Origin of the sequence: Agrococcus carbonis, from assembly GCF_900104705.1 — a bacterium.
Classification (GTDB): Bacteria; Actinomycetota; Actinomycetes; order Actinomycetales; family Microbacteriaceae; genus Agrococcus; species Agrococcus carbonis.
The window spans coordinates 377,562-396,933 of record NZ_LT629734.1; the positions used below are offsets into that span (position 1 = coordinate 377,562).

At 73.6% G+C, this 19,372-nt stretch carries 20 protein-coding genes; 2 read left to right on the forward strand and 18 right to left on the reverse strand.

The genetic code is table 11. From position 1 onward, the window contains the following. The first annotated feature begins 49 nt into the window (after positions 1 to 49). The gene (locus BLT67_RS01835) at positions 50 to 664 is read left to right on the forward strand and encodes a nucleotidyltransferase domain-containing protein (protein ID WP_092665396.1); all 615 of its coding nucleotides are present in this window, start codon (positions 50 to 52) and stop codon (positions 662 to 664) included. 181 nt (positions 665 to 845) lie between these two features. On the opposite strand, the gene BLT67_RS01840 is transcribed toward BLT67_RS01835, so the two are convergent. The 16 genes from BLT67_RS01840 to hrcA all read right to left on the reverse strand — a co-directional run bounded on the left by BLT67_RS01840 (position 846) and on the right by hrcA (position 16,419). Then, a complete protein-coding gene (locus BLT67_RS01840) occupies positions 846 to 1,640 on the reverse strand; it encodes an isoprenyl transferase (RefSeq protein WP_092665398.1) in 795 nt (264 codons plus the stop codon). Next, entirely contained in the window at positions 1,637 to 2,368 is a 732-nt protein-coding gene (gene recO, locus BLT67_RS01845) for a DNA repair protein RecO (protein WP_092665400.1), read from the reverse strand. The genes BLT67_RS01840 and recO overlap by 4 nt, the downstream gene beginning before the upstream one ends. 2 nt (positions 2,369 to 2,370) lie before the next feature. Beyond that, positions 2,371 to 4,134, reverse strand: a complete 1,764-nt coding sequence (leuA, locus tag BLT67_RS01850; protein WP_092665402.1) for a 2-isopropylmalate synthase — start codon at positions 4,132 to 4,134, stop codon at positions 2,371 to 2,373. Positions 4,135 to 4,304: 170 nt separating this feature from the next. Beyond that, a complete protein-coding gene (locus tag BLT67_RS01855; protein WP_092665404.1) occupies positions 4,305 to 5,741 on the reverse strand; it encodes an ABC transporter permease in 1,437 nt (478 codons plus the stop codon). Beyond that, positions 5,738 to 6,463 carry an ABC transporter ATP-binding protein gene (locus tag BLT67_RS01860; RefSeq protein ID WP_092665406.1) on the reverse strand — a complete coding sequence of 242 codons (726 nt, stop codon included), beginning with the start codon at positions 6,461 to 6,463 and terminating at the stop codon, positions 5,738 to 5,740. The genes BLT67_RS01855 and BLT67_RS01860 overlap by 4 nt, the downstream gene beginning before the upstream one ends. Positions 6,464 to 6,520: 57 nt before the next feature. Then, positions 6,521 to 7,267, reverse strand: coding sequence for an alpha/beta fold hydrolase (locus BLT67_RS01865; protein WP_092665408.1), 747 nt, complete (start codon positions 7,265 to 7,267; stop codon positions 6,521 to 6,523). Positions 7,268 to 7,376: 109 nt separating this feature from the next. Next, on the reverse strand, positions 7,377 to 8,024 hold the full coding sequence (locus BLT67_RS01870; RefSeq protein WP_092665410.1) for a response regulator: 648 nt from the start codon (positions 8,022 to 8,024) through the stop codon (positions 7,377 to 7,379). Between the two features lie 22 nt (positions 8,025 to 8,046). Continuing rightward, the gene (locus BLT67_RS01875; RefSeq protein WP_092665412.1) at positions 8,047 to 9,264 is read right to left on the reverse strand and encodes a sensor histidine kinase; all 1,218 of its coding nucleotides are present in this window, start codon (positions 9,262 to 9,264) and stop codon (positions 8,047 to 8,049) included. A gap of 282 nt (positions 9,265 to 9,546) precedes the next feature. Further along, positions 9,547 to 10,443 carry a GTPase Era gene (era, locus tag BLT67_RS01880; RefSeq protein ID WP_092665414.1) on the reverse strand — a complete coding sequence of 299 codons (897 nt, stop codon included), beginning with the start codon at positions 10,441 to 10,443 and terminating at the stop codon, positions 9,547 to 9,549. Further along, the gene (locus BLT67_RS01885) at positions 10,440 to 11,720 is read right to left on the reverse strand and encodes a hemolysin family protein (protein WP_092665416.1); all 1,281 of its coding nucleotides are present in this window, start codon (positions 11,718 to 11,720) and stop codon (positions 10,440 to 10,442) included. The genes era and BLT67_RS01885 overlap by 4 nt, the downstream gene beginning before the upstream one ends. Next, a complete protein-coding gene (gene ybeY / locus BLT67_RS01890; RefSeq protein WP_092665418.1) occupies positions 11,720 to 12,196 on the reverse strand; it encodes an rRNA maturation RNase YbeY in 477 nt (158 codons plus the stop codon). The genes BLT67_RS01885 and ybeY overlap by 1 nt, the downstream gene beginning before the upstream one ends. Continuing rightward, positions 12,196 to 13,257: a PhoH family protein gene (locus tag BLT67_RS01895; protein WP_092665420.1), complete on the reverse strand. Its 1,062-nt coding sequence runs from the start codon at positions 13,255 to 13,257 to the stop codon at positions 12,196 to 12,198. The genes ybeY and BLT67_RS01895 overlap by 1 nt, the downstream gene beginning before the upstream one ends. Next, a complete protein-coding gene (locus tag BLT67_RS01900) occupies positions 13,217 to 13,561 on the reverse strand; it encodes a histidine triad nucleotide-binding protein (RefSeq protein WP_092665422.1) in 345 nt (114 codons plus the stop codon). Before BLT67_RS01900 ends, BLT67_RS01895 begins: the two co-directional genes overlap by 41 nt. A gap of 24 nt (positions 13,562 to 13,585) precedes the next feature. Next, positions 13,586 to 14,311 (reverse strand): 16S rRNA (uracil(1498)-N(3))-methyltransferase, encoded by a 726-nt coding sequence (locus BLT67_RS01905; RefSeq protein ID WP_092665424.1) that lies wholly within the window; start codon positions 14,309 to 14,311, stop codon positions 13,586 to 13,588. After that, entirely contained in the window at positions 14,311 to 15,405 is a 1,095-nt protein-coding gene (gene dnaJ / locus BLT67_RS01910) for a molecular chaperone DnaJ (RefSeq protein WP_092665426.1), read from the reverse strand. The genes BLT67_RS01905 and dnaJ overlap by 1 nt, the downstream gene beginning before the upstream one ends. Further along, positions 15,406 to 16,419, reverse strand: a complete 1,014-nt coding sequence (gene hrcA, locus BLT67_RS01915; protein ID WP_092665428.1) for a heat-inducible transcriptional repressor HrcA — start codon at positions 16,417 to 16,419, stop codon at positions 15,406 to 15,408. Positions 16,420 to 16,577: 158 nt separating this feature from the next. Between hrcA and BLT67_RS01920 the strand changes: the two genes are divergently transcribed. Then, entirely contained in the window at positions 16,578 to 17,513 is a 936-nt protein-coding gene (locus tag BLT67_RS01920) for a DUF4870 domain-containing protein (protein WP_092665430.1), read from the forward strand. 7 nt (positions 17,514 to 17,520) lie between these two features. On the opposite strand, the gene hemW is transcribed toward BLT67_RS01920, so the two are convergent. Beyond that, the gene (gene hemW, locus BLT67_RS01925; RefSeq protein WP_092665432.1) at positions 17,521 to 18,726 is read right to left on the reverse strand and encodes a radical SAM family heme chaperone HemW; all 1,206 of its coding nucleotides are present in this window, start codon (positions 18,724 to 18,726) and stop codon (positions 17,521 to 17,523) included. Between the two features lie 2 nt (positions 18,727 to 18,728). Then, a complete protein-coding gene (locus BLT67_RS01930; protein WP_092665434.1) occupies positions 18,729 to 19,364 on the reverse strand; it encodes a DUF1990 family protein in 636 nt (211 codons plus the stop codon). Positions 19,365 to 19,372: the final 8 nt, after the last annotated feature.

The window sequence follows — 19,372 nt, forward strand, 5'->3', positions numbered from 1 at the left end:
GCTCGGGCCTCGGGCGCGAAGCGCCCCGAGTCTCGGCGAGGAGGGCTGGATGCAGAGCGAGGAGCAGCACGAGCTCTATGGCGCCTGGGCCGAGCGCTGGCCCAGCGATGCGGCCGACCTGCTCGACGGCTACTCCGGCCACTGGTGGATCGGCGGCGGCTACGCCATCGACGCGGCGATCGGCCGCGAGCGGCCGCACAGCGACATCGACCTCGTCATCCCGCGCAGCGAGCTCAGCCTGCTGCGCGGCTGGCTCGGCAGCCGCTGGCAGTTCTGGTGCGCCTTCCAGGGCGCGCTCAAGCCGCTCCGCACCCACGACTCCGACGTGCTGCCGATCGGCACGTCGAGCATCTGGCTCCGCCGCAACGCGTACGCGCTGTGGGAGTACGAGGTGCTGCTCGATCCGAGCGACGGCGACACGTGGCGCTTCCGCCGCGACACCGCGGTCACGCTCCCGCTCGAGGACGCGCTCGACGTGCACCGCGGCATCCGCTTCGCGAAGCCGCAGGTCGTGCTCGCGTACGCGGCGACCGAGACCGACGACGTCGCCTGGCTCGAGGAGGCGCTGCCCGCGCTCGACGCCGACGCGCGCGCGTGGCTCGCCGACCGGCTCGCCGACGACCATCCGTGGCGGAAGCGGCTGGCGGCCGCGGTCGCCGAGTAGCGGCGGGATCTCGATACGCGACCTGCGGTCGCTCCTCGATCAGCGTGGGCGGGCGGGCGACCTGCGGTCGCTACTCGATCAGCGAGGGGCGCGCGACCTGCGGTCGCTCCTCGATCAGCGTGGGCGGGCGCGCGACCTGCGGTCGCTCCTCGATCAGCGAGGTGTCCCCGGCCTGCGGTCGCTAGTCGGGCAGCGTGCCGGGCGCGTCGACGGCGCCGCCGAAGCGGCGCTCGCGGCCGGTGTAGACGTCGAGCGCGTGCCAGAGGTCGGCGCGCGAGAAGTCGGGCCACAGGCGGTCGAGGAAGACCATCTCGGCGTACGCGCCCTGGTAGGTGAGGAAGTTCGAGATGCGCTGCTCGCCAGACGAGCGGATGTAGAGGTCGACGTCGGGCACGTCGGGGTTGTACATGCGGCTGCGCACGAGCCGGTCGGTCACGCCCGAGGGCTTGAGGCGCCCGGCCGCGACGTCCGCGGCGATCGAGCGCACCGCATCCGTGATCTCCATCGTGCCGCCGTAGTTGACGCACATCTGCAGGGTCATGGCGGTGTTGGATGCGGTGCGGCGCTCGGCCTCCTCGAGCTCGCGGATGACGCTCGGCCAGAGCCGCGGCCGCCGGCCGGCCCACCGCACGCGCACGCCCCACGCGTCGAGCTGGTCGCGGCGCCGCCGCAGCACCGCCTTGTTGAACCCCATGAGGAAGCGCACCTCGTCGGGGCTGCGCTTCCAGTTCTCGGTCGAGAACGCGTAGACCGAGAGGTGCTGCACGCCCGCCTGCAGCGCGCCCGCGACGACGTCGAGCAGCACCGCCTCGCCGGCGGCGTGCCCCTGCGTGCGCGTGAGGCCGCGCTGGTTGGCCCAGCGGCCGTTGCCGTCCATGATGATCGCGACGTGGCGGGGCACGCTGCCGCGCTCGTACGCGGGCGGGTGCTCGCCGGTCCAGTCGATCGGCCGCAGCTCGATCGGCTCGTCGGTCACTGCGCGCCCCGGTCGACGTGCTCGAGGCTCCGCAGGCCCCGCTCGAGGTGCCACTGGACGTAGCCGGCCACCGCACCCGACGCGCGCGTGCGCACGCCGGACGGCGACGCATCCGCCGCCGCCCAGTCGCCGGTCAGGAGCGCCGTGAGCAGTCCGAGGGTCGCCGCATCGATGCGCAGGGCTCCGGGTGGCGCCGCCTGGTCGGACACCATGCCGCCGAGCTGCGGCACGAACGCCCGGTGCGGGCCGGGTTCGCCCGTGACGGCGCAGTCGCCGAAGGACGGGGCCCAGCCGGCGATGGAGAGCGCCCGCAGCAGGTAGGAGTCGAGCGTGAGCGACGGGTCGTGCTCGCTGCGCGCGAGGCTCCGCAGCGCCCCGACGAGCAGCAGGTACTGCTGGCGCGAGGCGTCCTCGTCGGTGAGCCGGTCGGCGGTCTCGACCATCGCCGCGGCCGCCGTGTAGGCGCGGTAGTCGGCGACGATCACCGGCGCGTAGGCGCCGAGCGTCACCGCTTGGGTGACGATGTCGAGGCTGCGTCCCACCGCGAGCTGCAGGTCGGCGACCATGAACGGCTCGAGCCGCGCGCCGAAGCGCGACGAGGTGCGGCGCACGCCCTTCGCGACCGCCCGCACCTTGCCGTGCTCGCGCGTGAGCAGCGTGACGATGCGGTCGGCCTCCCCCAGCTGGTGGGTGCGGAGGACGACCCCTTCGTCGCGGTAGGTGGGCACGCTCAGCCGACCGGCAGCGCCCTGTGGTCGTGGATGCGCAGGCCGCGGTTGACGCCCGAGACGATCGCGCGCAGCGCCGCCGTCGTCGAGCTCGGGTCGAGGCCGACGCCCCACACGGTCTCGCCGTCGACGTCGAGCTCGATGTAGCACGCGGCGGTCGCGTCGGAGCCGGCGCTCATCGTGTGCTCGACGTAGTCGGTGAGCGTCACCTGCACGCCCTCGGCGCGGAACATCTGGAGCATCGCGTCGATGGGACCGTTGCCGGTCGCCGCGACCTCGCGGATGCACTCGCCGTCGCGCAGGCGCGCGGTGAGCTGGGCCTCACCCTCGTTCGAGGAGGTCGTCGAGAAGCCCGTGAGCTCGAAGCGGCCCCACTGCTCCGCCTCGTTGTGCGGCTCAGAGGGCAGGTACTCGTCGCCGAAGATGTGCCAGATCTCGTCGCTCGAGACCTCTCCGCCCTCGCTGTCGGTGCGGGTCTGCACGATGTTCGAGAACTCGATCTGCAGGCGGCGCGGCAGGTCGAGCCCGTGGTCGGCCTTCAGCAGGTAGGCGACGCCGCCCTTGCCCGACTGCGAGTTCACGCGGATGACGGCCTCGTAGCTGCGGCCGACGTCCTTCGGGTCGATCGGCAGGTAGGGCACCGCCCAGGTGATCTCGTCGACGCTCTTGCCGGCAGCGGCGGCGTCGGCGGCCATCCGCTCGAAGCCCTTCTTGATGGCGTCCTGGTGGGAGCCGGAGAAGGCGGTGTAGACGAGGTCGCCGGCCCACGGGCTGCGCTCGTGCACGCGCAGCTGCGTGCAGTGCTCGGCGACGCGGCGCACGCGGTCGAGGTCGGAGAAGTCGATCTCGGGGTCGATGCCCTGGGTGAAGAGGTTGAGGCCGAGCGCGACGAGGTCGACGTTGCCGGTGCGCTCGCCGTTGCCGAACAGGCACCCCTCGATGCGGTCGGCGCCGGCCATGTAGCCGAGCTCGGCGGCGGCGACGCCCGTGCCGCGGTCGTTGTGCGGGTGCAGCGAGAGGATGACCGACTCGCGGCGCGCGAGGTGGCGGTGCATCCACTCGATCGAGTCGGCGTAGACGTTCGGCGTCGCCATCTCGACCGTAGCCGGCAGGTTGATGATGACGGGCCGCTCGGGCCGCGCGTCGAGCGTCTCGATGATCGCGTTGCAGACCTCGAGCGCGTAGTCGAGCTCGGTGCCGGTGTAGGACTCGGGGCTGTACTCGTAGAACACCTTCGTGCCCTCGAGCATCCCCTCGAGCTCGAGGCACAGCTTCGCGCCGTCGATCGCGATCTGCTTGACGCCCTCGCGGTCGGAGCGGAACACGACATCGCGCTGCAGCACGCTCGTGGAGTTGTAGATGTGCACGATCGCCTGCGTCGCGCCCTGGATCGACTCGAACGTGCGGCGGATGAGGTGGTCACGGCACTGCGTCAGCACCTGGATCGTGACGTCGTCGGGGATGTGCCCCTCGTCGATGAGCCGGCGCACGAAGTCGAAGTCGGTCTGGCTCGCCGACGGGAACCCGACCTCGATCTCCTTGTAGCCCATCTCGACCAGCAGCTGGAACATCATGAGCTTGCGGTCGGGGGTCATCGGGTCGATGAGGGCCTGGTTGCCGTCGCGCAGGTCGACGGCGCACCAGCGCGGCGCGCGCTCGATGCGCTTCGACGGCCACGTGCGATCCGGCAGGTCCACCTGGATCTGCTCGTGGAACGGGATGTACCGGTGGGCCGGCATCCCGGACGGCTGCTGCATGTTCTTCATCGTTGCTCCTGTCGCTCGCTCCTGAGTCCGGGCAGGACAGCCTCCGCGACGAGGAAGCCCGGTGTCAGGCCTCGCCGCGGCGACGAAGGAGCAGCACGCTCTGCATGGCACCAGCGTATACCCCCTCGCGTTCCCGAGGGGCGAGCGTCAGGTGGGCATCCAGGCGAACGTCAGTCGGCGGCGACCGCGGCGAGCGGGGGCACGGATGCGGCGCGGTGCCCCGCGGGCAGGCTTGCGGCGAGCGCGACCACGACGCCCCCGATGACGAGCGCGACGGGCAGCGCCCACGGGACGACCGGCGCCGTCGAGACGACGCCGCCGATCGATCCGACCATCGACTGCGTGCCGATCCAGCCGTACAGGACGCCCATCCCGAAGCCGGTCGAGACCGCGACCGCGGTGATGACGCCCGCCTCGGCGACGAGCATCGCGCGCGTCTGCCGGCGGCGCATGCCGAGCATCCGCAGCAGGCCGATCTCGCGCGCGCGGCGCCGCACCGACAGCAGCATCGCGGCGACGAAGCCGAGCACCGCGAGCACGGCCGAGAAGCCCACGATGCCGGTGATGACCGTCGTCACGCCGCCGTAGATCGCCTGCAGCTCGGCGCGGAACTCGGGGCTGCGCTCCATCGTGACGACCGCGGTCGTGAGCGACGAGCCGGCGGTCATCATCATCGTCACGACCGCGGCGCCGGCGAACAGCGAGAGCACGAGCGCCGACGTGCGGCCCGGATGCGTGGCGAGCGTGCCCGCGGCGGCGCGTGCGGGGACGCCCCGGCCGAGCGCGCGCACCGCGACGGCCGTGAGCGGCGGTACGATCGCGGGCGCGAGCACGATGATGCCGACGACCGACACGACGCCGCCCGCGAAACCGACGAGCACGGCGAGCGGCGAGAGCACCGAGAGGGCGACCGACGCGGCGAGCAGCAGCGCGCCGATCGCGAGGGTCACGATGCCGCCGACGCGCCGGCGCGGGCGGGTGGTCTCGACGTCGACGCCCGCGCCGCGCAGCGCCTCGAGCGGCGAGACGGCGAGCACGCCGCGGGTCGCGAGCACGGCCGAGAGCGCCGCGGCGGCCGCGACGGCCGCGGCCGGCACGACCGCCCACGGCTCGACCGCCGGCATCCCGGCGAAGTCCATGCGGTCGGCGAGCCTCGAGACGACCGCGCCCGCGCCGGCGGCGAGGAGCACGCCCGCGAGCCAGCCGACCGCGGCGCCGGTCGCGCCGACCAGCACGAAGCCGCGCAGCACGCGCCCGCGCTCGACGCGGGCCGACGCGCCGAGGAGCCGCCGCAGCGCGATCTCGCTCCGCAGGTCCTCGACGGCGCCGGTGAACGCCTGCCGCGCGACGATGGCTCCGACGACGACGGAGACGCCGATGAGCAGCACCCCCGCGATCGCGAGCATGATGCGGGCGGTGGGGCTCGAGGCCAGCATCGCCTCGCCGTACAGGGCGCGCGCGGCGTGCTCCATGAGCGTCGCGAGCCCGGTACCGAAGGCGGCCGCGAGCACCGAGACCGCGAAGGCGAGGCCCTGCCCGGTGCGGGTCGCGCCGTCGGCGCGGCGAGCGCGCGCGGCGGGAGCCGCGGGGGCCGCGACGGCGGTCATCGGGCGACCGCCAGCATGCGCTGAGCGATCGAGGCGGCGTCGGTCGCAGGCAGCTCCGGCTCGATGCGGCCGTCGCGCAGCAGCACGACGCGCTCGGCACGTGCGGCGACCATGGGGTCGTGGGTGACGACGACGATCGCCTGCCCCGCGGCGGCCTGCCGCACGAGGATCTCCTGCACCTCGACCGAGGTGGCGGTGTCGAGCGCGCCGGTCGGCTCGTCGGCGAGCACGATCGCGGGACGCTGCGCGAGCGCCCGCGCGATCGCGAAGCGCTGCTGCTGCCCGCCCGAGAGCTCGTGCGGCCGCCGGTCGGCGAGGCCTGCCACCCCGAGCTCGTCGAGCAGATCGGCGATGCGCGCGCGGTCGGGTGCGCGGCCCGCGAGCACGGCGGGCAGCTCGACGTTCTCGAGCGCGGTGAGGCTCGGCACGAGGTTGAACGACTGGAACACCACGCCCACCTGCTCGCGCCGCAGTGCCGTGAGCGCGTCGTCGTCGAGCCCGACCACCGACGTGCCGCCGATGAGGACGTCGCCGGAGGTCGGCGCGTCGAGCCCTGCCGCGAGGTGCAGCAGGGTCGACTTGCCCGAGCCGGAGGGGCCCATGACGGCCGTGAGCGTGCCGGGCGCGATGGCGAGGTCGACGCGGTCGAGGGCGGTGACGGATGCGTCGCCGTCGCCGTAGCGCTTGGAGACGTCGCGGAGCAGGAGTGCGTGCTGGTGCATGCTCCCAGTCAAGGCGGGGCGGCCTCCCGCGTCGTCAGGCGGCGGGCGGAACCGGCGTCATCCGCTCGGATGACCGAGCCGCGCGTCGAGCAGCGCCGCCATGAGGTCGGGCCGCTGGAGCGGCAGCCCGTGGCCGACGCCCTCGATCACGCGCAGCTCGCTCGAGGGGCGCGCCTCGTGCAGGACCTCGGCGGAGCGGCGCATGAGCGAGCGCTCGCGCGCGCCCACCGCGACGAGGGCGGGTGCCGTGCCCTCGCCCCAGCCCGCGGGCGGCGTGAAGCGCAGGTTCTCCCCCACGCTCGCCACGAGCGTCGCCCGCGTGATGCGGGCGCTGTCGGCGAGGTACTCCGGCACGAGGGCCTCGGGCACGAAGAGCTCCTTCGCCTGCAGGCGCGCGAACCGCTGCCACCTCGCGAGCGGCGCGGCCGCCGCGAGCATGCCGAGCGTGAGGGACGCCATCGCGATCGGCTTCGCCTGCGCGCTCACGACCACCGCATCCGTCACGAGATCCGGCCGCCGGGCTGCGAGCAGCACCGTCAGCTGGGCGCCGAGCGAGAAGCCCACGACGGTCGCGCCGCCGGGCGCGCGCCGCTCGAGCTCGCGCTCGAGCGCGTCGACCGTCTCCGCGTGCGAGCGGTAGTCGGCGGATGCGCTGCGGCCGTGCCCGGGCAGGTCCGGCACGATCGTGCGCACCGGCCGCGCGAGCGCGGCGATCGTGGGCCGCCACATCCAGCCGGAGACGCCGCCGCCGTGGAGGAGCAGCAGCGGCGGGGCGTCGGCGGGGCCGGCTTCGTCGATGTGCACCCTCCGATCCTGCCGCAGACGCTGGACCCCCGTGACGCGAGCGGCTCCGCCGCGCGCTCCGCGACCAGCGGGGTGGGACGACCGTCGCGACCGGCGCTGCGGCGCGGCGTCAGACGTGCTCGCCCGCGAGCCCGTGCTCGTAGGCGAAGACCACGAGCTGCACGCGGTCCCGCAGCCCGAGCTTCTGCAGGATGCGCGAGATGTGCGTCTTCACCGTCGCCTCCGACACGAACTCGCCGCGCGCGATCTCGGTGTTCGAGAGCCCCTTCGCGGCGAGCGCGAAGATCTGGCGCTCGCGATCGGTGAGCTCGGCGAAGGCTTGCGGCACGGTGCGCCGCTGCGCGCCGAAGGCCTTGAAGAGCTCGCGGGTCGCGCTCGCGGCGACGACCTCGTTGCCGGCGTGCACCGTGCGGATCGACGCGAGCACGAGCTCGGGCTCGGCGTCCTTGAGGACGAAGCCGGATGCGCCGGCCCGGATCGCGCGCGCGGCGGCCTCGTCGAGGTCGAAGGTCGTGAGCACGACGACGCGCGTCGCCGGCCGCGCCTGCACGATGCGCGCCGTCGCCGAGATGCCGTCGAGCACGGGCATGCGCACGTCCATCAGCACGACGTCCGGCTCCTGCTCGGCCGCGACGCGCACCGCTTGCGCCCCGTCGGCGGCCTCGCCCACGCACACCATGTCGGGCTGCGATGCGACGAGCATGCGGATCCCGCCTCGGAACAGCGCCTGGTCGTCGACGATCAGCACCCGGATCATGCGGCTCCTCTCCTGCCGGCCCTCACGTGAGCCCCGCAGGGAACGATGCTCGCACGCGGAACCAGCCGTCCTCGATGCCGGTCCACGCGTCGCCGCCGGCGAGCCGCGCGCGCTCGTGCATGCCGCGCACCCCGTGACCGGCGGCCCCCGGCTGCGCGAGCACCCGGTTGTGCACGTCGACGACGACGCCGCCGTGGCCGTCGGGCAGGGTGACGGCGCGCAGCCGCACGTGGACGGGCTGGCTCCGGTCGCCGTGGCGCAGCGCGTTCGTGAGCGCCTCCTGCAGGATGCGGTACGCGGCGATGTCCGCGGTGCGCGGCAGCGGCGCCGGCCGCCCGAGGTGCTGGACGCGGACGTCGAGGCCGCTGCCCCGCATCCGCTCGACGAGCGCGTCGGCGACGTCGAGGGAGGCGACGGGATCGGGCGCCTCGCGGTGCCGCAGCTGGGCGAGCAGGAGGCGCACGTCGCCGAGCGCCTCCTTCGCGGTGCCGGCGATCGTCTCGAGAGAGGCGTCCTTCGCGGCGGGATCGGGCGTGTAGCGCGCGCCGTTCGCCTGCGCGATGACGACGGCGAGCGAGTGCGCGACGACGTCGTGCATGTCGCGCGCGAGCGCGGCGCGCTCCTCCTCCTGGTCGGCGCGGCGCAGCGACACCTGCGCGACCTCGGTGGCCGCAGTGCTCCGCGCGACCGCGGCGGCACCCCAGCCGGTGAGGATCGCGAGGCTGAACAGCAGCATCGGCGGGAACCAGAGGAACGACATCGCCTGCACGAGGCCCCAGCCGGTCTGCACGCCGTCGATCGAGGTGACCGCCATGAGCCAGTAGCCGGCGAGCAGCGAGGCGACGAACGCGATGCCGAGGCCCGCGAGCCTGCCGGGCCAGCGGCTGAAGCGCCCGATCGAGTACAGCACGATCAGCACGCCGAACCAGACGGGGAACAGCCACGCCTGCACCGCGACGTGCAGCCCCGCCAGCAGGGTGAGCCCCGCGAGCGCGAGGACTGGGCGCGTGCGGCGGATGAGGATCGCCCCGGCGAGCGCGGCGGTCACGACGATCGCGAGCAGCCACGTCGGCCCCGTGTCGGTGATCAGGACCATGAGCAGGAGCGTCGGCACCGCGAGGAGCCCGAGGGACACCGCGGCGAGGATGCCGTCGGCGCGCACGGTCTCCCGGTCGATCCATGGGCGCCGCTCGCGCGCCGTCGAAGGCGGCTCGACGGGGGCGACGGCGGGGGCGGACATGGATCTCAGGCTATTGCGGCGGGGGTTCCGTCGGCGGCGCTCCCGCCCGGAATCATCCGCTCGGTGGAGGGGTCTCGTGACGCGTGCGGCCGGGGGCCGCGCGCTCCTCGACCGGCGAGCAGCCGGACGGACGGGTCTCGTGACGCGTGCGGCCGGGGGCTGCACACGCGCCCGACCAGCGGGACGGCTGGGTCTCGTGACGCGTGCGGCCGGAGGCCGCGCGCTCCTCGACCTTGAGCGCTCCGGCCGCAACGCCGCTCTGCGGCATTGCGGCCTGCGCGCTCAAAACCCGAAGCGGCCCAGCTGCTTGGGGTCGCCCTGCCACTCCTTCGCGACCTTCACCCGCAGGTCGAGGTGCACCCGGGTGCCGAGCATCCGCTCGATCTCGGCTCGCGCATCCGCCCCCACCTGCTTGAGCCGCGAGCCGCCCTTGCCGATGATGATGCCCTTCTGGCTGTCGCGCTCCACCCAGAGGTTGGCGTACACGTCGGTGAGGTCGCGACCCTCGCGCTCGGCGATGTCGTCGACCGTCACCATGATCGAGTGCGGCAGCTCGTCGCGCACGCCCTCGAGCGCCGCCTCGCGGATGAGCTCGGCGACGCGCACGTGCAGCGGCTCCTCGGTCGTCGTCGCGGTCTCGTACAACGGCGGACCCTCGGGCAGCAGCGGCACGATCGCATCGAGCAGCACGTCGAGCTGCTCCCCCGCGACCGACGACAGCGGCACGACGGCATCCCACTCCCGCAGCTCGGAGACGGCGAGCAGCTGCGCCGCGACGCGCTCCTTCGAGGCCGCGTCGGTCTTCGTCACGACCGCGATCTTGTGGGCGCGCGGGAAGCCGCCCAGCTGCTGGTCGATGTAGCGGTCGCCCGGGCCGATCGGCTCGTCGGCGGGGATGCACAGGCAGATGACGTCGACGTCGCCGAGCGTCGTCTGCACGACGGCGTTCAGCCGCTTGCCGAGCAGCGTGCGCGGCTTGTGCATGCCGGGGGTGTCGACGATCACGATCTGCGCGTCGTCGCGGTGGACGACCCCGCGGATCGCGTGGCGCGTCGTCTGCGGCTTCGACGACGTGATCGCGATCTTCTCGCCGACGAGCGCGTTCATGAGCGTCGACTTGCCGGCGTTCGGCCTGCCGACGAACGTGATGAACCCGCTGCGATGCGTCTGCTCGGTCATGCTGCCCCCTCGGTGCCGGGCTCGGCGGGCTGCTCGACGAGCCGCACCGCCATCTCGCCCGTGCTGCGTCCGCGCCCGTCGAGCGAGCGCACCTCGATCCGCAGGCCGCGCGTCGTGACCACGTCGCCGACCTCGACGATGCGGCCGAGCTCCTTCTGCATGAGGCCGCCGACGGTGTCGACGTCCTCGTCCTCGAGGTCGAGGCCGAAGAGGTCGCCGAGCTCGTCGATCTGCAGCCGGGCAGACACGTGCCAGACGCCGTCGCCGGCGTCGACCGTCTCGGCGCGGCCGCGGTCGTGCTCGTCGTGGATCTCGCCGACGAGCTCCTCCACGAGGTCCTCGAGGGTCACGAGCCCCGCGATCCCGCCGTACTCGTCGACGACCATCGCCACGTGCATCCGCTCGGCCTGCATGAGCGCGAGCGTGTCGTCGGCGTTCTTCGACTCGGGCACGAGCAGCGCGGGGCGCGCGAGGTCGGCCGCGGTCTCGGATGCGTCGGGCCGCCACGTGCGGCTGCGCACGACGTCGCGCAGGTACAGGATGCCGTCGATCTCGTCGGTCGACTCCCCCACGACCGGCATGCGCGAGAGGCCGTTGTCGAGGAACTGCCGCAGCGCATCCGCCGCCGTCACGTCGCGCTCGACGACGATCATGTCGGGCCGCGGCACCATGACCTCGCGCACGAGCGTCGCGTTGAACTCGAAGATCGAGTGGATGAGCTCGCGGTCGTCGTCCTCGAGCACCGCCGACTCCGCGGCGGCGTCGACCATCGAGAGCAGCTGCTGCTCGGTCGCGAACGCCGTCTCGCGCTGGCGGCCCGGCGTCACCTTGTCGCCGACGGTCACGACGAGCGAGGCGACGGGGCCGGTGAGCACGCGCCAGAAGCGGATGAAGCCGGCGGATGCGCGCAGCAGCCCGACCGCGTGGGCGCGGCCCACGGCGCGCGGGCTCGATCCCACGAGCACGAACGAGATGAGGATCATGGCGCCGCCCGCGACGAGCAGCGTGATCCACCACTCCACGACGAGCGAGTCGACCGCGAGCGTGATGAGCACCGCCGCGATCGTCTCGCACATGATGCGGCCGAACTGGAGCGTCATGATGTGGCTCGGCAGGTCGTCGGCGATCGAGAGCATGGCGCGCTCGCGGCGCGAGGTCTTCGCGGCCGCCTGCAGCTCGGCGCGCGAGACGACGCCGAGCGCGGCGTCGCACGCGGCGAGCCAGGCGCCGAAGGCCACGAGCAGCGCGGCGACGACGAAGAGGACGATCTCGAACATCAGGGGGCGCGGCCCGGGGTGGAGGAGTCGTGCTCCTCGAACGCCTCGAGCAGGCGATCCTGCAGCGCGAACATCTCGTCGCGGTCGTGCGGCTCGGCGTGGTCGAAGCCGAGCAGGTGCAGCAGCCCGTGCGTCGTCAGCAGCCGCAGCTCGGTCATGAGGCTGTGGCCGGCCTCGCGGGCCTGCTCCTGGGCGACCTCGGGGCACAGCACGATGTCGCCGAGGAGCCCCGGCGGCGTGGGCTGATCGTGCGAGCCGGGCCGCAGCTCGTCCATCGGGAACGAGAGCACGTCGGTGGGGCCGGGCTCGTCCATCCACTGCACGTGCAGCTGCTCGATCGTGGGCACGTCGACGAGCACGACCGAGACCTCGGCGTCGGGATGCACGAAGAGCCGCTCGAGGTCGAACGCGACGAGCCGCAGCAGCTGGGCCTCGTCGACCTCGGCGCCGGATTCGTTGAGCAGGTCGATCGCCATCAGCGCCTCCCGCGGTGCTGCTGCTGCGGACGCCGCGCCTCGCGCGCCATCTGCCGCTGGTCGTGCTCGGTGTACGCGTCGACGATCGCACCGACGAGCGTGTGCCGCACGACGTCGGCGCTCGTGAGGTGCGAGAAGTGGATGTCGTCGATGCGGCGCAGCACGTGCTGCGCGACCTGCAGCCCGGAGGTGCCGGCGGGCAGGTCGACCTGGGTCGCGTCGCCGGTGACGACCATCTTCGAGCCGAAGCCGAGCCGGGTGAGGAACATCTTCATCTGCTCGGGCGTCGTGTTCTGCGCCTCGTCGAGCACGATGAACGAGTCGTTGAGCGTGCGGCCGCGCATGTACGCGAGCGGCGCGACCTCGACGACGCCGGTCGCGAGCAGCTTCGGCAGCAGCTCGGGATCCATCATCTCGTTGAGCGCGTCGTAGAGCGGCCGCAGGTAGGGGTCGATCTTGTCGGTGAGCGTGCCGGGCAGGAAGCCCAGCCGCTCCCCCGCCTCGACCGCGGGCCGCGTGAGGATGATCCGGTTGACCTCCTTGCGGTGCAGCGCCTGCACGGCCTTCGCCATCGCGAGGTAGGTCTTGCCGGTGCCGGCCGGGCCGATGCCGAACACGATCGTGTGGTCCTCGATCGCCTCGACGTAGGCGCGCTGGCCCTCGGTCTTCGCGCGGATCGACTTGCCCTTCGAGGTGAGGATCACCTCGCCGATCGCGTCGGCGAGGCTGCGGCTCGAGTCCTGCCGGAGGATGCGGGAGCCCTCGCCCACCTCGGTCTGGCTCAGGTGCGTTCCCTGCCGCACGAGGTCGACGAGCTCGCGCACGAGCCGTCCCGCGACGCGCACGTCCTCCTCGGGGCCACTGAGGCTCACGAGGTTGCCGCGCACCGCGACGGTCACATCGGGGTGCTCGTGCTCGAGCCGCGTGAGCAGTCGGTCCTGCGGCCCGAGCAGCCGCACCATCTCGATGCCGTCGATCTCGATCGACTCGGTGGCGGTGGACCGGGTGGACTCGGTGGACTCAGGCAAGCGAACCCTCTCCCAGCGATCCCGCGAGCACATGCGCGTGCACGTGGAAGACCGTCTGCCCGGCGAGCTCGCCGGTGTTGAACACGAGGCGGAAGTCGCCCTCGGCGCGCTCCCGCGCGATCGCCCGCGCCACCTGCACCATCTCGGCCAGCAGGTCGGGGTCGCCGGCGGCGAGCTCGACCACGTCGCGGTACTGCGCCGTCTTCGGCGTCACCACGACGTGCATGGGTGCCTGCGGCTTGATGTCGGTGAACGCGATGAGGCGGTCGTTCTCGAGCACGATCTCCGCCGGGATCTCGCGCGCGATGATCTTCTCGAACACGGTGGGCTCAGCCATGCCGTCAGCCTACCTTCGCGCTGCTCACCAGCGGCCGAGCAGCATCGAGAGGCCCGCGATGCCCGCGAGCCCGGCTGTCGAGGTGCGCAGCACGTGGTCGCCCATCCGGGCCGGCACCGCGCCCGCCGCCTCGAGCGCCTCGAGCTCGCCCGGCTCGATCCCGCCCTCGGGCCCCACGACGAGCAGCACGTCGCGCTCGAGCGGCACCTGCGGCAGCGCGACGGATGCGGTGGGCTCGAGCACGACGAGCTGCCACTCGTCCGCGAGACGCGCGAGCCCCGCGGTGTCGACGACCGCGCCCACGCCGGGCAGGTGCGGGCGGATCGCCTGCTTGCCCGCCTCGCGCACGATCTTCCGCCAGCGCTCGAGCGCCTTCTCGCCCCGGTCGCCCTTCCACTGCACGACGCTGCGGCGCGCCTGCCACGGCACGATCGCGTCGACCCCCAGCTCGGTCGCCGCCTGCACGGCGAGCTCGGCGCGGTCGCCCTTCGCGAGCGCCTGCGCGAGGCCGATGCGCGGCACGGGCGCCGGGACGCGCTCGACGCGCTGCAGCACGACGTCGACCCCGTCGCGCTCGGCGCGGTCGATGACGCCCTCGGCGAGCGTGCCCTCACCGTCGCTCACGAGCACCCGCTCGCCGCGGCGCATCCGGGAGACGACGGCGGCGTGGTGCGCCTCCTCGCCGGTGAGCGTCACGACGTCGCCCGCTGCGGCGCCGGCGAGCGCGTCGTGCCAGTAGCAGTGCGCCATCAGAGCCGGAAGCGGTCGCGCATCTTGGCGAACAGGCCCTGCCGGTAGTGCGCGAGCTGCGGCGCGGGCGCCTTCGTGCGGTCGCGCAGCTCGCGCAGCAGCTCCTCGGTGCGGCGGTCGACCTTCTGCGGCGTCACGACCTGCACGCCGAGCTTGAGGTCGCCGCGGCCGGCGCCGCGCAGCCGGGTGACGCCGCGGTCGCCGATCGTGATGACGTCGCCCGACTGCGTGCCGGCGCGCACCTCGACCTCGACGGGCCCGTCGATGCCCTCGACCGTGGTGCGGGCGCCGAGCGCCGCATCCGGCATCGACACCTCGAGGGTGCCGAGCAGGTCGTCGCCGTCGCGGCTGAAGACGTCGTGGTGGCGCACGTTGATCTCGAGGTAGAGCGTGCCGGCGGGGCCGCCGCCCTCGCCCACCTCGCCCTGACCGGGCAGCTGGATGCGCAGCCCCGTGTCGACGCCCGCGGGGATGTCGACCGGGATCGTGCGCTCGGCGCGCACGCGGCCGTGGCCGGCGCACGTGTGGCACGGCTGCGGGATGACGGTGCCGTACCCCTGGCAGACGCCGCAGGGCTGGCTCGTGACGACGTTGCCGAGCAGCGAGCGCACCTGGCGCTGGACGTGCCCGGAGCCGCCGCACTGCAGGCAGCGCTCGGGGCTGGTGCCGGGCGCGGTCGCGGCGCCCTCGCACGTCTCGCACAGCACGGCGGTCTGCACGCGCAGCTCGCGGTGCACGCCGAAGACGACGTCGGCGAGGTCGAGGTCGACGCGCAGCAGGCTGTCCTGCCCCGGCTGTCGCCGCGAGCGAGGGCCGCTCGAGCGGCCGCCGCCGAAGAACTGCTCGAAGATGTCGCCGAAGCCGAACGAGCCGGCGCCGCCCATGCCGGGCATCGGGCCGCGGTCGTACTCCGCGCGCGACTGCGGGTCGCCGAGCACGTCGTAGGCGTGCGTGACGTCCTTGAACCGCTCCGCCGCGTCCTCGCTGGGGTTCACGTCGGGGTGCAGCTCGCGGGCGAGCCTGCGGTACGCCTTCTTGATCTCGTCCTGGGCGGCGTCGCGGGCGACGCCGAGGGTCTCGTAGTGGTCGGTCACTCAGTCCTCGCTCAGCAGCCGCGTGAGGTAGCGCGCCACTGCGCGCACCGCGGCCATGTTCCCTGCGTAGTCCATCCTGGTGGGGCCCAGCACGCCCACGTGGCCCTCGATGCCGTCGGTCGAGTACGTCGATGCGACGATCGACGCCTCGCCGAGCGGCCCGTGCAGCTCGCGGCCGATGCGGGTGGCCACGCCGCCGTCGCCGCCCATCTCGGCGAAGAGGCGCAGCAGCGTGACCTGCTCCTCGATCGCGTCGAGCACGGGGGTGACGGTGCCGTGGAAGTCGCGCTCCTCGCGCACCAGGTTCGAGGCGCCCGCCATCACGATGCGGTCGCCGCCGCCCGTCTGCAGCATCTCGCCGAGCGCATGCGCGACGGCGGCGGTCGCGGGGCCGAGCGAGGCGGGGGCGGATGCGGCGGCCTCGGCGAGGCGCTGCTGGGCGTCGGCAGGCGAGCGGTCGCCGATCATCTCGGTGAACGCGCGCCCGAGCGCGCCCGCCTGCTCGGGGTCGATGCGCTGGCCGGCGTCGAGCACCCGCTGCTCGACCCTGCCGGAGTCGAGGATGAGCACCGCGAGCACCCGGCGCTCCGAGACCGCGACGAGCTCGACGCGGCGCACGAGCGCATGCCGCCGGATCGGCACCTGCACGAGCGCGACCTGGTTCGTGAGCTGCGAGAGCAGCCGGGCGGTGCGGTCGAGCACGTCGTCGCGGTCGACCGACTCGTCGAGGAAGCGCGTGATGGCGAGCCGCTGCGCCTGCGTGAGCGGCTGCATGCGCTGCAGGCGGTCGACGAAGACGCGGTAGCCCTTGTCGGTGGGCACGCGGCCGGAGGAGGTGTGGGGAGCGACGATGAGCTCCTCCTCCTCGAGCAGCGCCATGTCGTTGCGAATGGTGGCGGCGGAGACGCCGAAGGCGTGGCGCTCGACGATCGCCTTCGAGCCGACCGGCTCGCGCAGCGCCACGTAGTCCTGCACGATCGCGCGCAGGACCTCGAGGCCACGATCCGAGACCATCGCTCCCCTCCCCGTCTGTGCTGGCACTCTCAACTGCTGACTGCCAATCCTACCGCGACCCGCCGCGGTTCGAAGAGGATCTCCAGGCGATCGCGCGCACAATGGCGGTAGCGGCAGTCGCCTCGGCGGCCCGCGTCGACATCCGAGAAAGGCACGCCATGTCCGATCCCAACGCTCCTCGCCCGGGCGAGCACGATCCTGCCGAGCAGCCGGTCGACGGATTCTCCGTGACCGACGAGCAGCACGCCGCGCCCAGCGCGCCCGCCGCGCCCGGCGTCGGCGAGCCCGCCCAGTCCTTCTCGTCGCCCGCCGCCGGAGCGGGGCCCGAGGCCCCCGGCCAGCCCGCCTTCAGCGAGCCCGCCGATCCCGGCCAGGGCTGGCAGCACGGCCAGCAGCAGCCGGCGCCGGGCAGCGGCGACGCCGTGGACCCGAACGCCCAGGCCGCATCCGGCTACGGCCAGGCGCCCGGCGCACCGCAGACGCCCAGCGCCCCGCAGTACGGCGCCCCGCAGGGCCAGTCGAGCGCGCCGACCTACGGCGCTGGGCAGGACCAGCACCCGTACGGGCAGGGCCAGGCGGGCTACGGACAGGGCCAGGCCGGCTACGGCCAGGGCCAGCAGCCGTACGGCGCCCCGGGCGGCCAGCCGCAGTACGGCGCCCAGTACGGCGCCCCTGGCCAGCCGCAGTACGGCGCTCCCGGTCAGCCGCAGTACGCCGCCGGCGCCCCCATGTCGCCCGTGGACGAGAAGAACGCCGGCATGTGGGGCCACCTCTCCGGCCTGTCGACCATCGTCACGGGCGGCTGGGGCGGCTGGATCGGCCCGCTGATCGTCTTCCTCATCTACAAGGACCGCAGCGCCTTCGCGCGGCAGGAGTCGAAGGAGGCGCTGAACTTCGGCATCTTCATGACGATCCTGGCGATCGGCCTCATCGTTGTCGGCACCATCCTCAGCATCGTCGGCATCGGCTTCATCCTGATGGCGCTCTACTGGGTGCCGGGCCTGCTGCAGGTGATCTTCTCGATCATCGGCGCGATGCGCGTCAACGGCGGCGGCTCGTACCGCTACCCGTTCAACTGGCGGCTCGTGAAGTAGCCGCGCCTCACGGCAGCAGCCGGCGCACGACCGCGTCGGCCAGGAGCCGCCCTCGCAGCGTCGGGACCACCCGGCCGGCGAGGGCGGCTCTGCCGTCCACGAGCTCGTCGGCGACGAGGCCCGCGACCGCGCGGCGCCCCTCGGGCTCGAGCAGCCCGACCGGCAGCCCCTCGGCGATGCGCGACTCGAGCAGCACGCGCTCGACGCGGCGCGTCTCGTCGTCGAGCACCTCGCGCGCGAGCGCCGGCGAGGCGCCGGCCGCGAGCCGGTCGCGGTAGGCGGCCGGATGCTTGACGTTCCACCAGCGCACGCCGCCGACGTGGCTGTGCGCGCCGGGCCCGAAGCCCCACCAGTCGTGGCCGCGCCAGTAGGCGAGGTTGTGCCGGGCGACGCGCCCGTCGCGCGCCCAGTTGGACACCTCGTACCAGGAGTAGCCCGCGGCGCCGAGCGTCGCATCCGCCGCCTCGTACATCGCCGCCTGCAGGTCGTCGTCGGGTGCGGCGAGCTCACCGCGACGGATGCGGCGGGCGAGCGCCGTGCCCTCCTCGACGATGAGCGCGTAGGCGGAGACGTGGTCGGGCGCCATCGCGGCGGCGGCGTCGAGCGAGCGCTGCCAGTCGCCGAGCGACTCCCCCGGCGCGCCGTAGATGAGGTCGACGCTCACCTCGAGCCCCGCGTCGCGGGCCCACTCGACCACCAGCGGCACGCGCTCGGGGTCATGGGTGCGGTCGAGCGCCGCGAGCACGTGCGGCACCGCCGACTGCATGCCGACCGAGACGCGCGTGACGCCGCCGTCGCGGAGCCGCGCGAGCCCGGCGGCGTCGATCGAGTCGGGGTTGGCCTCGACCGTGACCTCCGCACCCTCGGCGAGGCCGAACGCATCCGTCACGCCCTCGAGCATCGCGACGAGGTCGTCCGCGGGCAGCAGCGTCGGGGTGCCGCCGCCGAAGAAGACGGTCCGCATGGGCCGCAGGGGCCCCAGCTCGCCGAGCACGTCGCGGGCGAGCGCGATCTCGCGGGCGACGTCGCCGGGGTAGCCCGCCCGGGTCGCGCCGCGGAGCTCGTCGGCCGTGTACGTGTTGAAGTCGCAGTAGCCGCAGCGCACCGAGCAGAACGGCACGTGGATGTAGGTGCCGAACGGTGCGTCGGCCGCGGTGCCCTCGGGCAGCCGGCCGTCGGCGGGAGCCGCCTCGCCGTCGGGCAGGCGTCCCATCGTCAGCGCACGTCGATCGACCGCAGCACGTTCATATAGCGGTCGTGGTACCTGGCCCGGAGCGCCTTCGCGAACGGCTTGCCGAGCTTCGCGTACCACGCGGCGTTCCGCACGATGGCGCGGAAGTGCAGGAAGACGGTCTCGTCGTCGGCGATCTCGACGGTGAAGCGCTCCTCGCCCGCCTCGGGGTGGCCTTCGAGCGTGCCGAGGATGACCCCGTGGCTGTTGGCCTCCTCCTCGACCGCGATGACGCGCATCGGGCCGTGGAACTGGATGCCGAGCAGGCGCACGCGCTGGTCGACCGAGTCGCCCGGCTGCAGGAAGGGCTCGCCGTCGGGGCCGAAGTCCTGCTGCGGCTCGATGCTCGCCGCGCGGGTCGCCTCGTCGCCGTCGAAGCCGACCGGGCGGTAGACGGTGCCCTCCTCGGTGCCGACGACGTCGACCTCGATGCCGGCGAGCCGCTGCACCTTCCAGGTGCGCAGCGCCGCGACAGCGGCGTCGTAGCGGGGCCGGCCGTGGCCGATGCGGCTGCGCAGCTGCACGACCTCGAAGCCCTTCGGCGGGTACCGGTGGAAGTCGAAGTGGGCGGTGGCCCCGACGGAGCCGTAGTTCGTGGCGCGCTCGCGGATGGGCTTCATCGTGCTGC

Excerpts from the sequence above, each read along its gene's own strand:
- BLT67_RS01835 (WP_092665396.1), top strand. The coding sequence starts at position 50 with ATGCAGAGCGAGGAGCAGCACGAGCTCTATGGCGCCTGGGCCGAGCGC.
- leuA (WP_092665402.1), bottom strand. The coding sequence starts at position 4,134 with ATGAAGAACATGCAGCAGCCGTCCGGGATGCCGGCCCACCGGTACATC.
- BLT67_RS01855 (WP_092665404.1), bottom strand. The coding sequence starts at position 5,741 with ATGACCGCCGTCGCGGCCCCCGCGGCTCCCGCCGCGCGCGCTCGCCGC.
- BLT67_RS01860 (WP_092665406.1), bottom strand. The coding sequence starts at position 6,463 with ATGCACCAGCACGCACTCCTGCTCCGCGACGTCTCCAAGCGCTACGGC.
- BLT67_RS01870 (WP_092665410.1), bottom strand. The coding sequence starts at position 8,024 with ATGATCCGGGTGCTGATCGTCGACGACCAGGCGCTGTTCCGAGGCGGG.
- BLT67_RS01875 (WP_092665412.1), bottom strand. The coding sequence starts at position 9,264 with ATGTCCGCCCCCGCCGTCGCCCCCGTCGAGCCGCCTTCGACGGCGCGC.
- era (WP_092665414.1), bottom strand. The coding sequence starts at position 10,443 with ATGACCGAGCAGACGCATCGCAGCGGGTTCATCACGTTCGTCGGCAGG.
- BLT67_RS01885 (WP_092665416.1), bottom strand. The coding sequence starts at position 11,720 with ATGTTCGAGATCGTCCTCTTCGTCGTCGCCGCGCTGCTCGTGGCCTTC.
- ybeY (WP_092665418.1), bottom strand. The coding sequence starts at position 12,196 with ATGGCGATCGACCTGCTCAACGAATCCGGCGCCGAGGTCGACGAGGCC.
- BLT67_RS01895 (WP_092665420.1), bottom strand. The coding sequence starts at position 13,257 with ATGTGCTCGCGGGATCGCTGGGAGAGGGTTCGCTTGCCTGAGTCCACC.
- BLT67_RS01900 (WP_092665422.1), bottom strand. The coding sequence starts at position 13,561 with ATGGCTGAGCCCACCGTGTTCGAGAAGATCATCGCGCGCGAGATCCCG.
- BLT67_RS01905 (WP_092665424.1), bottom strand. The coding sequence starts at position 14,311 with ATGGCGCACTGCTACTGGCACGACGCGCTCGCCGGCGCCGCAGCGGGC.
- hrcA (WP_092665428.1), bottom strand. The coding sequence starts at position 16,419 with ATGGTCTCGGATCGTGGCCTCGAGGTCCTGCGCGCGATCGTGCAGGAC.
- BLT67_RS01920 (WP_092665430.1), top strand. The coding sequence starts at position 16,578 with ATGTCCGATCCCAACGCTCCTCGCCCGGGCGAGCACGATCCTGCCGAG.
- hemW (WP_092665432.1), bottom strand. The coding sequence starts at position 18,726 with ATGGGACGCCTGCCCGACGGCGAGGCGGCTCCCGCCGACGGCCGGCTG.
- BLT67_RS01930 (WP_092665434.1), bottom strand. The coding sequence starts at position 19,364 with ATGAAGCCCATCCGCGAGCGCGCCACGAACTACGGCTCCGTCGGGGCC.